Annotated in this window: 11 protein-coding genes and 2 pseudogenes; 9 read left to right on the top strand and 4 right to left on the bottom strand. The window is 69.2% G+C overall.

From position 1 onward, the window contains the following. From G3I56_RS27630 to G3I56_RS27640, 3 genes and pseudogenes are all read left to right on the top strand, one after another. Positions 1-206, top strand: a pseudogene (locus tag G3I56_RS27630) (cytochrome ubiquinol oxidase subunit I); the annotation flags it as partial. A 29-nt stretch (positions 207-235) separates the two neighbouring features. Beyond that, positions 236-595 (top strand): hypothetical protein, encoded by a 360-nt coding sequence (locus tag G3I56_RS27635; RefSeq protein ID WP_343240067.1) that lies wholly within the window; start codon positions 236-238, stop codon positions 593-595. Positions 596-703: 108 nt separating this feature from the next. Next, positions 704-1933: a glycosyltransferase gene (locus G3I56_RS27640; RefSeq protein ID WP_164413788.1), complete on the top strand. Its 1230-nt coding sequence runs from the start codon at positions 704-706 to the stop codon at positions 1931-1933. Positions 1934-1982: 49 nt separating this feature from the next. Here the strand turns inward: G3I56_RS27640 and G3I56_RS27645 are convergent, their stop codons facing one another. Beyond that, the gene (locus G3I56_RS27645; protein WP_164413538.1) at positions 1983-2672 is read right to left on the bottom strand and encodes a TetR/AcrR family transcriptional regulator; all 690 of its coding nucleotides are present in this window, start codon (positions 2670-2672) and stop codon (positions 1983-1985) included. A 213-nt stretch (positions 2673-2885) separates the two neighbouring features. On the opposite strand from G3I56_RS27645, the gene G3I56_RS27650 reads away from it, so the two are divergent. Then, positions 2886-4151, top strand: a complete 1266-nt coding sequence (locus tag G3I56_RS27650; RefSeq protein ID WP_164413540.1) for a YncE family protein — start codon at positions 2886-2888, stop codon at positions 4149-4151. A gap of 37 nt (positions 4152-4188) precedes the next feature. On the opposite strand, the gene G3I56_RS27655 is transcribed toward G3I56_RS27650, so the two are convergent. Both G3I56_RS27655 and G3I56_RS27660 read right to left on the bottom strand, forming a co-directional pair. Then, positions 4189-6051, bottom strand: a complete 1863-nt coding sequence (locus G3I56_RS27655) for a cellulase family glycosylhydrolase (RefSeq protein ID WP_164413542.1) — start codon at positions 6049-6051, stop codon at positions 4189-4191. Positions 6052-6944: 893 nt separating this feature from the next. Further along, the gene (locus G3I56_RS27660) at positions 6945-7145 is read right to left on the bottom strand and encodes a hypothetical protein (RefSeq protein WP_164413544.1); all 201 of its coding nucleotides are present in this window, start codon (positions 7143-7145) and stop codon (positions 6945-6947) included. Between the two features lie 198 nt (positions 7146-7343). Between G3I56_RS27660 and G3I56_RS27665 the strand changes: the two genes are divergently transcribed. The 4 genes and pseudogenes from G3I56_RS27665 to G3I56_RS27685 form a co-directional block, all read left to right on the top strand. Further along, positions 7344-8339 carry a helix-turn-helix domain-containing protein gene (locus tag G3I56_RS27665; protein ID WP_343240068.1) on the top strand — a complete coding sequence of 332 codons (996 nt, stop codon included), beginning with the start codon at positions 7344-7346 and terminating at the stop codon, positions 8337-8339. A 777-nt stretch (positions 8340-9116) separates the two neighbouring features. Continuing rightward, positions 9117-9677, top strand: coding sequence for a GNAT family protein (locus G3I56_RS27675; protein ID WP_164413546.1), 561 nt, complete (start codon positions 9117-9119; stop codon positions 9675-9677). 343 nt (positions 9678-10020) lie between these two features. Then, positions 10021-10623, top strand: coding sequence for a HutD family protein (locus G3I56_RS27680; RefSeq protein WP_164413548.1), 603 nt, complete (start codon positions 10021-10023; stop codon positions 10621-10623). A gap of 251 nt (positions 10624-10874) precedes the next feature. Then, positions 10875-11233: pseudogene (locus G3I56_RS27685) on the top strand (XdhC family protein); the annotation flags it as partial. Here G3I56_RS27685 and G3I56_RS27690 read toward each other — a convergent pair. Continuing rightward, positions 11224-11733: a metallophosphoesterase gene (locus G3I56_RS27690; RefSeq protein ID WP_164413550.1), complete on the bottom strand. Its 510-nt coding sequence runs from the start codon at positions 11731-11733 to the stop codon at positions 11224-11226. The pseudogene G3I56_RS27685 and the gene G3I56_RS27690 overlap by 10 nt on opposite strands. A gap of 225 nt (positions 11734-11958) precedes the next feature. Here G3I56_RS27690 and G3I56_RS27695 point away from each other — a divergent pair, with 225 nt between their 5' ends. Further along, the gene (locus G3I56_RS27695) at positions 11959-13938 is read left to right on the top strand and encodes a glycosyltransferase family 2 protein (RefSeq protein ID WP_164413552.1); all 1980 of its coding nucleotides are present in this window, start codon (positions 11959-11961) and stop codon (positions 13936-13938) included. Positions 13939-13942: the final 4 nt, after the last annotated feature.

A 13942-nucleotide genomic window follows, 5' to 3' on the forward strand; every position in this document is an offset into this window, starting at 1 on the left:
TCAGCTCGTTCCTGCTCGGTCTGTCCGTGCTCCCGTTCCTCTACAACGTGTGGAAGACCGCGAAGTACGGCAAGAAGGTCGAGGTCGACGACCCGTGGGGCTACGGCCGTTCGCTGGAGTGGGCCACATCCTGCCCGCCCCCGCGCCACAACTTCCTCACCCTGCCGCGGATCCGCAGCGAATCCCCGGCCTTCGACCTCCACCACTCCGCCCAGCAGCAGGAGTTGACCCACCGGTGACCACGAGAGACGACGACCGACAGGTGGACATGACGACCCTGGTCAACGAGATCCAGGGCCACCTGCTCATCGCCGCCACACGCCAGGAGGGACATGAAGCGGCCGTCCGCTTCACCGCCCGCCTCGACTGGCTGACGAGCCGTCAGCGAGCCGAACTGGAAAGCCGGTTCGCTGCGGAGCACCTCGCTCTCGCCCGCGCCTCCTGGCAGCACACTGCGGCCCGCAGCGCGGAGTTGCGGGCCGAGTACGAGGCGAAGTACCGCCGCCTCAAAGCCCGGTTGGCAGCCGTGTGCCTGACGCTTGCGGCGACGACAGTACCCCTCACCCTTCTGCTCCTGGCCCCGCTACGGCGCTAGGCGCTCCGCGCGAGGGGCAGTTCGTCGAGCACCGGCCGGTGGGGTCCGGTCGCGCAGTTCCCCGCGCCCGCGCTGGGCGCCATACTGGCCCCCGTGCGTGTAGCGATCATGACGGCAGGTTCGCGGGGTGACGTGGCCCCCTTCACCGGGCTCGGACACGGGCTGGCCCGTGCCGGGCACGAGGTCACCCTGGTTACGCACGGCTGCTTCGAGCCACTGGTGGCGGGGGCCGGAATCGGGTTCCATGCTCTGCCCGTGGACCCCAGGGCGGAGCTGGAGTCGGCGCGCGGGCGTGGGCTGCACCGCAGTTCGACCGGGGCCGGGAAGCTGTTGCGGATGGTCGAGATGGCGCGGCGGCTCGTCGGGCGGATGACCGACGAACTGCTGGCCGCCGCCCGAGTGAACGACGTACTGCTGCTGTCCAGCTCGCTGGGCCCCCTGGGGCACACCATCGCGGAGGGGCTGCGGCTGCCGAGCATGGGTGTGTACCTCCAACCGCTCGCCCCGACAGGGGAGTTCGGGCCGCCCGTCCTCGGGGGCCACTCCTGGGGCGTGGCGGGCAACCGGCTCGCCGGGAACGGGGTGAGCATGGCCGTCGAGCAGGTCTTCGCCTCGACCGTGCCCGCCGTACGCGCCCGGCTGGGCCTCCCCCACCGCGCCCCGGGTGCCGCCCGGCGCGCCCGGGAACTCCAGGGCTGGCCGGTTCATCACGGCTTCAGCCCGCTGGTGGTACCCCGGCCCCGTGACTGGCGCCCTGGGCTCGACATCTGCGGCTACTGGTGGCCGTACGACACCGAGCCCCGGCTGTCGCCCGAGCTGGAGGAGTTCCTCGCCTCGGGTCCCCCGCCCGTCTTCGTGGGCCTGGGCAGCGCCACCGTGCCCGATCCCGGGCGGCTGAGCGCGGCCGTCGTCGGGGCCCTGCGGCAGGCCGGGCTGCGTGGGGTGATCCAGCGCGGCTGGGGCGAGCTCGAAGCGGCCGGCGACGACATGCTGACCATCGGCGAAGTGGCGCACTCCGCGCTGTTCCCGCGTATGGCTGCCGTGGTCCACCACTGCGGCGCGGGCACGACTGCCGCCGGTCTGCGAGCCGGGGTCCCGGCGGTGCCCGTGCCGGTCCAGTTCGACGAGGGTTTCTGGGCGGCCCGGCTGGTCTCCCTGGGCGTGGCGCCGCGGCCGGTTCCGTTGCGGAGGCTGACGACCGCCACGCTGGCCTCGGCCCTGGTACGGGCGACCCGTGACCCCTCGTACGGAGAACGGGCGCGCGCTCTCGCGGACCGGATCGGCGCGGAGGACGGCGTAGGGCCCGTACTGGAGTCACTGAACCGGCTGTCCGGCTGAGCACCGCCGGGCACACGGCCATACCCCCGCCCGCGAAACGCCGGTATCGTCAGGCGCCCCCAGCGCCCCCAATGTCCTCGCGACCCGGGGGCACCCAGCCCGCCGGGCGCAGGATGCCCAGCAGCATCCGCACCAGTTCGTCCACCACCTCGTCCAGCGTGGCGTCCACCCACCCGGCGCTCCAGTCGTGCAGCAGGCCGTTGACGCTGCCGATGAACGCCGTGGCGGCGAGCCGGTAGTCGCGGGGCGCCGCCTCCCCGCGGGCGACGGCGGCCTCCGCCTCCGTGCAGATGAGGTTCACCCAGCGGGAGCGGCGGGCGAGGCGCTGTTCCTCCAGGCGGGCGCTGACGCCGATGATCTCGACGAAGGTCAGCCGGATGCGGCGCGGGTCGGCGGTGACGTTGGCGGCGTAGGCGCGGAAGATCGCGGCGGCTCGTTCGGCGAGGGGCAGGCCCTCGGCGGCGGTCAGCGCGGTGAGCGCGGCTCCCTCGGCCCAGTCGTTGACCTGGAGGTGAAGGGCGGCCAGGACGTCCTCGAGGGTGCGGAACTCCTCGTAGAACTGGCGCGTCGACAGACCGGCCGCCTCGCTGAGCGCGGCGACGGTCGTCGAGCGGTAGCCCGGGGCGTCGCCGAACATCTGGAGTGCGGCGTCCAGAAATCTCCGGCGCCTTTCGGTCTGTCGTTCCTCGGCTGTCTTGCCCGCGTAACGGCCGGTCGGCGCCCTGAGTCTGCCCGCCAATGAACCCTCCTTCGTCGGTCCGGTGGCCAAGTTTGTCCTGCACGGAGTCTTGTGGAGAAGGGCACCCCCTCCTTACTTTCCAGTAAGTCCAATCTGAACGTGACCGTGTTCAGTTTTCCGACCACAACCACATTCAGTCATGTTCCCCCTTTTGCCCCACATGTCATGCACCCGCCACAGTCGATCCATTCACTCCCGGAAGGGAGAGCACTCATGCCTGCTTCCAGATCCAGGTACCTCTGTGCCATGGCCGCCGCTCTCGTCCTAACCATCACCGCCCCCGCGTCCGCCGCCGTCGCGGCGACCGACGCCGAGGACGCCAGCGCCGCGAGCCTGCGCGAGGTCCTGTTCGTCGGCAACAACTGGGAAGGCACCGCGGACGTCGTCAAGTCCACCGGCGACTTCGCCAAGATCGGCCGCATCAACGTCGTACCGGACAAGGCGGCGCGGCTGGCCGCGATCAACGCCGACCCGATCAAGTGGATCTACTTCATGGCCATCCGCAACGGGGTCGGCGAGGGCCACGACCAGCTGGTCGACGACATGTACTCCACCCCGGACGGCAAGTCGGTGGTGGTCTCCCGGCCGAGCTTCGCCGACGTCGTGTCGATCAACCTCGCGACCGGGGCGATCAACTGGCGCTTCCCCGTGTCGGGCTATCGCTCCGACCACATGGCGGTCTCCCCCGACGGGACCCGGGTCGCGGTCTCCGCCTCGATCTCCAACACCGTGCACGTGCTGAACATCAACACCGGCGCGCAGATCGGTTCGTTCGCCACCGGCGACAAGCCGCACGAGAACATCTTCACCAAGGACGGCAAGTACATCTGGAACATGGCCATCGGTGACGTCAACACCAACCAGGACGCTCCATGGCAGGACTTCACGAAGGGCGACCGGAAGATCACGGTCGTCGACGCGGCCACCTTCAAGCAGGTGAAGGTGATCGACATGCGGGACCGGCTCAACGCCATCGGCCTCACGGACTTCTCGGACGCGGTCCGCCCGGCCACCTTCTCGCCCGACGAGTCGAAGCTGTACTTCCAGGTCTCGTTCTTCAACGGCTTCTTCGAGTACGACATCGCCACCGACAAGATCACCCGCACGAAGACCCTGCCGAAGAACCCGGCGACCAGCGACGACCGCACCACGTTCGTCAACGACTCGCGCCACCACGGCATCTCGATGAAGCCGGACGGCACGAAACTGTGCGTCGCGGGCACGATGGACGACTACGCGACGGTCGTCGACCGTACGACGCTCCAGGAGGGTCCGCTCGTCCCGGCCTCGAAGCCCTACTGGGCCACGGTGAGCGGCGACGGCAAGTCCTGCGTGATCTCGGAGAGCGGCGCCGACCAGATCACGGCCATCGACTTCGCCACCGGGCTTAAGACGGTGTCCGTGCCGGTCGGCGACCACCCCCAGCGCGTCCGCCTCGGCCATGTCGAGGCGGACTGGACTGGCCCGGCGACCAACTGACCCATATTCGCAGGTCAGTTGACCGCCGGTGGATCGGCTAGCTGAACTCCTGCGCGGCCCACGAAGCCAGTTCGGCCCGCGCGGCACTGAGTACGGTCGCCGAGGGAGCCGTCGCCCCGTTGGTCACCAGCGCGTAGTGCAGGACTCCCGAGTCCGGCGCGGTGAGCAGCAGGCGGCGGCTTCCCGTGCCACCGGGATCGGTGCCCGCCGCGATCGGGGTCGTACTGGTGTAGGCCGGCGGGCCGTAGACCGTGCCGAGGTCGGAGACGACCGTGGTGGTCGCCGTCGGGAAGGACGCCGGCAGATGGAGTTCGGTCGGCGCCGAGATGCCCTTCGACCGCCACACCAGCACGCTGTACTGCCCCGAGCCCACCAGCGAGGACACGTTGGGCAGTGAACTCGGTACCGGGTTCCAGGTGAGGGTCGTGGACCCGTCCCGGGAGCGGTCCTCGTAGGTGAAGGCGAGCGTCGTCCCCGCCGTGGCGCCCGGATAGACGCGGTCCAGCATCCGGGCGTCCTGCCGCAGGACCGCCGTACCGGAGTCGTCGAGGCGTACGGCGGACAGGTCCTCGTCGTTCCAGGCGTCACCGGTGGTGAGCACCTTGTCTGCGTTGTCGTTCATCAGCTCGTGGTGGCGGCCGTTGTAGATGTCCCACTGCCACTGGCTGCCGGAGAGTACCGGCCCCGATCCGCTGGCGTTGGCCCACCAACTCGCCCCCTTCACCCGGGAGTCGAGCCCCTGGTACATCGCCTTGAGGACGGTCGGCGCCTTGTCGGAGACGTTGCCGTTCAGCGGGTGGCCGAACTCGCTGACGATCCCCGTCGTACCGCCCGCGGCGGCCCGGTCACGGACCGTACCCATGTCCGTGGCGTACTGGCCGTCCTCGGCCTTGCCCCACATGAAGATGCCGGAGATCGCCTTCTGGTCGTAGAAGTGGGTGTTGAAGACATAGCGCGGACCGATGGTCCCCGCGTCGAGCAGTCCGCCCTCCTGCCGCTGGAAGTCGATGTTGCCGTTCCAGAAGAGGTTCGGCTCTACGAAGGCGGACTTGTCCTGCCAGCCCGCCGAGTCCATCCGGGCGCGGAACTTGACGTAGAAGGGCCACAGGACGTCCTTCTCCCAGGCCCGGCTGGTCTGGCCCGAGTCGTACGTTCCCGCGTGCGGCTCGTTGTAGGGGTCGAAGCCGACGACACCCGTGAACTGGGCACTGGTGAGGTTCTGCTTCAGGTACGTCATCGTCTTCTGCGCGGTGTCGAGGAACGAGTCCTGGATTCCGTAGGTGTTGTGCCAGAAGTCGTAAGTCGCCTTCGTCACCGCCGCGTTCGAGGTGATGTTCTGTCCCCAGAAGGGGCAGATCCCGCAGTACTCGTCCGGGTAGTTGCCGAGGTCGACCGCCCACTTGGGGGCGCCGTCGCCGGTGTACCAGCTGTCCGAGTCGAAGAGCCAGCGGGAGTAGAGGTCCTGGTGGAAGTCGGGGTAGACACGGATGCCCGCGTCCAGGAAGGCACCCATCTGAGCGGTGGCGGCGGCCAGATAACCGCTGCTCACCGAGCCACGAACAGGCTCCGCATACGCCCAGGAGAGCAGGAAGCGGACGCTGTTGCCGCCGCCGAGCGCTCGCAGGGCGGTCGCCGACTTCTTGGCGTCGGCGACCGAGGCGAAGGGCAGTCCGTTGTTCTCCTTGAGCTTCGTCTCACCGGAGACGTTGTAGCCGCGGAGTACCACCTCTCGGCCCAGAGCGTCGGTGAACCGACCGTTCTGGACGGTGAGGGTGGTGGAAGTAGGAGAGTCGAACCAAAGGGTGTCGGCCCGAGCGGGCTGGGAGCCGACGGTGGTCAGGAAACCCGTGACCAGGACCAGTACGCCGAGCAGATGCACACGCAACTTCGACATGTGCATTACAGTCCCGCGCGCATCAGGAGTCGTCAATACCAACTGACTCCTGAGTAATCTTCAGCTTTTGACGCCCATGGGCGATCATCACGTCACATGGGCGACAAAAGGAGCAGATCGCGCGTGACATTCTCCCCGCGCTCGGACGCTGGCACGCGGCGGGCGAACTCCACGGGCGGACGCGGCGTTCGCGTCGTGGGCGGATCGGATGGCTCGTGTGAACCGATGTCCGTCGACTGAGGTCGCCGACCTGATGGGGCCGCGAACCACCTGACCCCCGTCCCGGAATTCGACGCCCTCGCCGAACTCAACACGATGGTCGAGCGATGGGACGCCGAGGACGACGACCACCGCATCCGGTCGCGGCCCCGCACGATCGGCGAGTACTTCGGCGTCGAACGCCCGCTGCCGCAGCCGCTACCCGACGAGCCGTTCGAGACCGGCCGCCTGTTCAGCTTGCGGGTGGACCGAACCGGTGCCGGTGACGGCAACTGTCACGCCTGGACGGTGGGGCGAACGCTGATCTCGCCGACTCCATCGCGTCGGCATTCTCCGCGTTGGCGAGCTCGGCTCCGTGGAGAGCCGACGCCGCAGCCGCGACCGCAATTGCGGTCACCGAGGCCATCGTCCGCGCACTGTCCCGTCGCACCACTCGTGCCTCCTCCTGCGGCAACCCCCTTACCGGTGCTGCTACTTGTAGGGCGAGGGCCACCGAGGCACGACCCGGGGTGGGCTCCAGGGCCGTATCGTCCTCACCATGGAGTGAGCACGACACCCTCGCGCGCGGGGGCCTCTGTCCCGTCCGGGGATGCCTTCTTTCGGTGTCCGAGCAAGGAAGAAGCGGACGGGGCGCTCTTCGGTTACGACTTGTCGCGCCCCGTGGCGCGTGATGGTGGTGGTCAGGCGGTGGCTGCGGCCGGCGCGTGGACCGTGGCTGGATCGAGGGACAGGTTCGCCTTGGCCTGCGCGGACTTCGGGTCGGCGATGACCTCGGTCCCGTCGAGCGCGGACCTGACGACGTCGGCCGGGTCGTTCCTCTCGAACAGCACCCCACGGGCCATGTCGGTGTCGGTGGGGCCCAGATACACACCGGTGACCAAGGTGTTCTGTGGCGACGGAGTGCGGGTCGGTGATGTCGAGCCGGAGCACCTCCCTCCGGGCAGGTCAACGCTCTCGGGGTTGCGCGCGGTGGCTGGTGGCGTACACCTTGGTCGCCCCCCGGTGACCTGAACGCACTGCGCCCCGGCGACCGTGCGGCTCTCTGCTGCTGAAGAGGCATATCCGCGTACCGTGGCAGCGTGGCAAACGAAGACCTGGGGAAGACTCTGCGCCGCTTGCGCCGTCTGGCCGCCCTGACGCAAGAAGAGCTGACCGAGCGTTCCAACGTGTCAGTCGACGTCATCCGTCAGCTCGAACAGCGGCGAAAGCACTCGGCACGACTCCCCACGCTTCACGCGCTCGCCAACGGCTTGGGCGTGGAGCTGACCACGCTCCTGGGCGACCCTCCGGCGGTCGCGGCAAGCGGAGAGAGCGACGGGCCGCGCTTCGTCGCCGTGCGCCGCGTCATCATGCCCGCGCTCTGGGGACCGCAGCCGGAACCGACCGGCCCGGACTTCTCCATGGACCGACTGCGCGAGCACATCGCAGACGGATGGTCGCAGTACCACGCAGCCGAGTTCGACACCGTGATGAAGAGCCTCCCCGACCTGATCACCGATGCGCGTTCCGCGACGGTGTCAGGCAGCGACGGCGACCGTAGGGCCGGTTTCGCAGCCCTGGGTAAGACACTCCAGCTCGCTGGGCACGTCGCCGTGCGGATGGGCAAGACAGACCTTGCGCTCACGAGCCTGGAACGCGCCATAAGCGCAGCCGAGCAGTCCGCAGACCCGCTCTTGGTCCCCATGATCGTGAACTCTGTCGCCTGGACCTACCAGCGGCAAGGCCGTCTGGCAGACGCCCTAGGGATCGCCCTGCGCGCAGCTGAGAGCATCGAAGGCGGCGGGCACACAGACACGGCCGACGGACTGAAGGTGTGGGGCGCCCTCACCATGAGCGCCGCCACGTCCGCCGCACGCAGCGGCGACTACGACCTTGCAACCCGACCGAGAGCCGGACGCCGAGCCGACGACGTACGCGTTGGAGTGCGCGGTGTGCGAGGAGTCCTCGGAGGCATCAGAGGACTTCGCCGACGGGCAGGCGTGGGTGCTGAAGCACTGCGGCAAGAACCCGTCCCACCACACCTTCCGGGAGCTGATCACGCGCCCGTGGCGCACGTGGCGGCACGGGTGAGCTGACCGGCTGTAGATACGCCAGAAGCCCCGCCCGGCGTCGCGCCGGGCGGGGCTTCTTCGTCTCACGCTCCCTCACACAGATCTCACGGACTCTGTGAGCCGACGCGGAGTTTCAGGCGTTGACCTGGACTCCTTCGCCTGATCTGGAACTCCCTGGAACGGTTGGAAGGCTTGTCGGACGTTCAACACCATCTACATCGAAAACCTCATCTCCCTCGCCCGCTCCGCCGGACCCTCCGACCGCAGCGCGCTGCCCATCGCCGGTGACGACGACGCGGCCAAAAAGTCCGTCAACGCCCTCCTCGACCGCCTCGCTACGACACCGTGGACGCCTGCGCCACGGCGGAGAGTCGGCGCATCCAGGAGGGCAGCCCCACCGACGTCCTCCCTTACCTGTCCGACCCCCGCCTGCCCTTCTTCCAAGACCCGGGGAAGCAGGCCGACACCAAGGAAATGCGTACAGCCCTGGAACAGGCACGCAACAGGCACTGAGAAAGATGGACCGGACCACACTCGCAACACCGGCTCCGGGTCGACGGCACCCTCCACTCCCGGTGACCCGCAGCCGGTACGACGCGGCAACCGCAATCCTGGGTTTGCAACCGGCCCGGCAGATCGGGCGTGAGGCCGGTGTTTGTAAGCACTTCTTTGGCACCAGCACACCAGCGTTTCGCGGCTCCATGGTACGAAGTTGATCTGGCTCCACCGGTATGACAAGGCAGTTCAGGCCAGAGTCAGGAGGACCTGCGCATCGCATCTTGGGGCGTGATCGAATAGGGGGTGACTTCGTTCTGGACTGGTAAGCGGGTACGTCTGCGCGGTATCGAACCCGAGGACTGGACGGCGTTCGTGGGCTTCGCTGTCGATGAGGAGCGGTCGGGAGACCTGCTGCATCCGCCTGGGTCTGCCGAGGGGTTCCGCGCCCGGGCGAAGGAACAGGCCGTCGCGAAGTCCGATGGTGACTGCTTCACGTTGGCCATCGAAGCCGTGGACACGGGGCAGATCGTGGGGGCTGTCGGCTCGCACCACGCAGATCCGCGGGCGGGACGGTTCGAGTACGGCATCACGATGGGCGCTGGGCACCGGCGTAAGGGCTACGCGGCAGAAGCCGTGGTGATGCTGCTGCGATTCATGTTCGCCGAGCGGCGATACCACAAGTGCGAGGCGCGGATCTTCGCGCACAACGAGGCATCGCTGGCACTGCATCGCCGTCTCGGCTTCGCCGAGGAGGGGCGCCTGCGCGATCACGTGTTCTTTGCCAACCGACACCATGATCTCGTCGTAATGGGCGTACTCGCTGACGAGTTTGCGGAGTTGCACTCGTTGAGCGAACTGGAGTGAATGCTGGACCTCCGGAGCAGAGTGAGAACTGCGGCAGCTTACCGACGACGTGCCCTTTTTGGAGTGAATGCACTGCTCCGTCCGCCCGGCGACGGCAGGGTGTGTGCGTCGATCACGGTGCGCCGAGATGGCTGAACTGACCTGGCCACTCCTTGTCGCCCACCACCCCGCCGACACCCAGCACGCCAAAACGTAAGGTGAGCCTCCGGCTCGCGAGCCCCGGGGCTCGACCTGTCCGGTCTGTGCCTGGGCGCTCCCGCGGTCCGACAACAGAGAGACCGGTGGCACGGGTTCGCCGGTGAGGGCAGCCGACCGGATGACGGAAAAAAGGAGGCGGTGCGGGATGGGCGGAGATGCTCTGCGCTGGAGCCAGTACCGCAGCATGCCGTGGAAGAACGGCGGGGGTGTGACCCGAGAGGTCGCGTCGGGCACCGTGCAGGCGCCCCTGGCCTCGGCGGAGACCACGGACGGCTTCGACTGGCGGGTGAGTGTCGCGGACGTGGACGCAGGAGGCTCCTTCTCCGTCTTTCCCGGGATCGACCGCGTGATCACCCCCGTCGAGGGCGAGGGCATGGTGCTGACGGTGGACGGAACAGCGCATCCGGTCGGGCCGCTGAGTCCCTTCGCGTTCTCCGGCGACGCGACGACGGACTGCCGACTGGAGGCGGGCGCGGTCCGCAACATGAATGTGATGACCCGCAGGAGCCGGGCGACGGCACAGGTGCGGATCATCACCGTCGCCGCCGCGCGGGGGGCCGAGTTGGCCTGCGCCACGGGCGAGACCCTGCTCGTCATGGCCGTCACCGAGGGGATCGCCGTCGGCGGACCGGATGGCCGGGAGACCACCCTCGGCCGTCTCGACTGCGTGCGTCACGAAGGCCCGGCGGCGCTGACCCTACGGGGCGACGGCGCGGTGGCCAGGGTCACGATCACCGCGGTGAGCTGACGGCGGGTACCAGCGCCCACCCGGTCGTCTCACGCCCGGTGTCGGCGATGTGCTGACACTCCCCCATCGTGGCGCACACCCCGCGCCGGTGTCGTCGAGGTCGCGCCGTGGGGCGATGTGGAGTTCGTCAAGATGCCATACGGCGTATGCGACGGCGGAAGCGGTGGGGGACGAAGCGGTGCGAGGCGCACACTGCCCTCGCGGGACGCGCCTCGATCACGTTCCGCTCGAACGCCGGGAAATGGATCTCCCGCAGGGTGCGCTCGTCAACGTCGACGCTGCGCACGGTGTTCTGCGTCCTGACCCACGACCCGAAGTTCGACGTACCGCTGCTGGAGGAGGCGCTGCGCCGGCCCGCCGCGTACGTCGGGGCGATAGGCAGCCACCGCACTGACGACGACCGTCGCGGACGGCTGGCGGAGGCCGGCCTCACCGGCCCCGAGCTGTCCCGGCCGCACTCCCCCATCGGGCTGGATCTGGGCACCCGTACGCCCGAGGACGTGGCGGTGTCCGTGGCCGCCGAGATCGTCGCCGTGCGGTGGGGCGGCAGCGGGTGGCGCTGACGGCGACGGGCGGCGCGATTCATCCGCCGAAGGCGGGTCAGGCCTGACGGGGAGGCAGCCTGTGCAGCTCCACGTCGGTGAGCTGACCGCCGTCCGTCACCGTCGCCGTCAGGTACGTGCAGTGCGGCTGGCGGCGCCGGTCCGTCGGTGAGCCGGGGTTCAGCAGCCGCAGGCCGGTGTCCGAGGTGGTGTCCCACGGGATGTGGCTGTGGCCGAACACCAGGACGTCGATGCCGGGGAAGCGGGCGGCGCAGCGGGCCTCCCGGCCCTGGGCGGGGCCCGTCTCGTGGACGACCGCGAAGCGCAGGCCTCCCAGGTCGGCGTACGCCACCTCGGGGAGTCTGGCCCGCAGGTCGGGACCGTCGTTGTTGCCGTACACGGCGACCAGACGACGGCTACGGCTCTCCAGGAGGTCGAGAGTGGCCGTGTCGACCCAGTCACCGGCGTGGAAGACGACGTCGGCGAGTGGGAGTTCGGTGAGGAGTGCCGCCGGCAGTTGCTTGGCGCGTTTGGGGAGGTGGGTGTCGGAGAGGAGGAGAAGGCGCACGAACCTGAGCGTAAGCGCGCTGCTGGGGGTGGCGTGATATGCCGTTGCGCGGCTGCGGCTACATCGTGGCTTGTCGCGCAGTTCCCCGCGCCCCTTCAGGGCGCTCGCGCGCCCCTTGGGGCCTCGCCCCGGCAGGTCGCGGGGGTCCTCGCCCGGTTAGTATCAGGCAGCCCGACCGTGCCTTTGCGGAACGGGGAGTAGAGCCAAAAGGGAGCTTCCAGCCGCATGCCGGTCAAGGTCAGCGTCATCGTTCCGGTGTACAACCCGGGACCGTACATCGAGGACTGCGTCGCGTCGCTGCTGCGGCAGTCGCTGCCCGCCGACGAGTACGAAGTGATCTTCGTCAACGACGGTTCCACCGACGGGACGCCGGCCCGGCTGGACCAGCTCGCCGCGGAGGAACCGCGTTTCCAGGTCATCCACCAGGAGAACTCGGGCTGGTCGGGCAAACCGCGCAACGTCGGTATCGAGGCCTCGCAGGGCGAGTTCGTCATGTTCGTCGACAACGACGACTACCTCGGTGACGAGGCCCTCGAGCGGATGTACGAGTACGGCGTGGCCAACGGCGCGGATGTGATCGTCGGCAAGATGGCCGGCAAGGGCCGCCCGGTCCCGGTCGAGCTGTTCCGGCACAACCACCCCAAGGCCAGTGTCGAGAACGCCCCGCTGATCGACAGCCTCACCCCGCACAAGATGCTCCGCCGCGCGTTCCTCGACCGCATCGGCCTGCGCTTCCCCGAGGGCAGGCGGCGTCTCGAGGACCATGTCTTCGTGACCGAGGCCTATCTGCGCGCGGACAACGTCTCCGTGCTCAGCGACTACGTCTGCTACTACCACGTCAAGCGCGACGACGCCTCGAACGCGGGGTTCCAGCGTTTCGACCCGGTCGGCTACTTCCGTAACCTCCGCGAGGCCCTCGACGTCGTCGAGCAGTACACCGAGCCCGGCGTGGTGCGCGACCGGCTCTACCGGCGGTGGCTGCGCAACGAGATGGTCGAGCGCATGCGCGGCAACCGGCTTCTCAAGCTGCCGGAGGACTACCGCAAGGAGATGTTCGACGAGATCCGCGGGGTCGTCGTCGAGCGCTTCGGCCCGGGTGTCGCCAACGGTATGCAGGAGGCGCAGCGGATCGTGGCGGCGCTGATCGCCGCCGACCGGCTGGACGACGTGGTGGCGTTCGCCGAGTGGGAGGCGTCGCTCGCCCCCACGGCCACCCCGCAGACCGTCGAGTGGCGTGACGGCGTCCTGCACGTCGGCTTCACCGCCGAGTTCACGTCGCGCGGCAAGCCGATGGCGTTCCCCGCCGAGGACGACAGCGACGGCGCCGACCTGGACGGCACACCCACCGACGCCGACGACGCGATCGCCCGGGTGGGCGCGTCCACCGTCGCCCGGTTCGGCAGTGCGACGGCGGACTTCCTGGTCCGCGAGCGGACCACGGCCGCCCAGTTCTTCCAGCCGGTGGAGCTCACCCGCGAGATCCTCCCTGCCGACGAGGACGGGCAGCAGGTACGGCTGGTGCTGCGCGGCACGGCCACCGTCGACCCCGGCACGGCGGCGGGCGGTGTGGCCCTCGGCGGCGGTCTGTTCGACGTGTTCGTCCGCATCAAGCTGGGCGGCTGGACCCGAGAGTGCCGTCTCGGCCCGGTGAAGCTGGACCCCCGTCCGGTGCCGTCGGCCGGTGTGGTCGCCGATCGTGTGGTCCTGCCCTACTGGACCGCGAAGCAGGCCACGCTGTCCCTGGACGTCGACCGCGCGGTCAAGGGCGTGGGCCTCGGCCGCCTCAAGCCGGACGATGTCACCGTCACGGGTGACCGTCTGCGGGTGGCACTCCCCCTGCACGTGCCCGGCGACACCGAGGCGCTGCTGCGTCTGACCTCGTCGGCGGTCGCCGAGCCCGTGGAGGTGTCCGGCACGTTGTCCGGCGCCTCCGAGGGTTCCGGAGCGTTCGTCGAGGCGACACTGCCCGGCCGTGCGCTGGCCGACGGGACGTGGAAGCCGTCGCTGTGCCTGGCCCCGGTGGCCGGCGAGCCGCGCTTCCTGGCGATGTCCGTCGGCCTCACCGCCAAGGGTGGCCGTGTGCAGGTCGTGCGGCCCGCCAGGCCGGCCGGGCCGAGCACCGGGCAGCGGCTGGTCCGCAAGGTGCGGCGCACCCTCGGGAAGATCGCGCGCAAGGCCGGCCTGCGACGCGGAAACGGAGCCTGACAGC

The sequence above is a fragment of the Streptomyces sp. SID12488 genome (assembly GCF_010548275.1).
Classification (GTDB): domain Bacteria; phylum Actinomycetota; class Actinomycetes; order Streptomycetales; family Streptomycetaceae; genus Streptomyces.

Bases quoted from the DNA above. Each gene is read 5' to 3' on its own strand.
- G3I56_RS27650 (WP_164413540.1), top strand. From the start codon at position 2,886: ATGCCTGCTTCCAGATCCAGGTACCTCTGTGCCATGGCCGCCGCTCTC.
- G3I56_RS27655 (WP_164413542.1), bottom strand. From the start codon at position 6,051: ATGCACATGTCGAAGTTGCGTGTGCATCTGCTCGGCGTACTGGTCCTG.
- G3I56_RS27640 (WP_164413788.1), top strand. From the start codon at position 704: ATGACGGCAGGTTCGCGGGGTGACGTGGCCCCCTTCACCGGGCTCGGA.
- G3I56_RS27680 (WP_164413548.1), top strand. From the start codon at position 10,021: ATGGGCGGAGATGCTCTGCGCTGGAGCCAGTACCGCAGCATGCCGTGG.
- G3I56_RS27695 (WP_164413552.1), top strand. From the start codon at position 11,959: ATGCCGGTCAAGGTCAGCGTCATCGTTCCGGTGTACAACCCGGGACCG.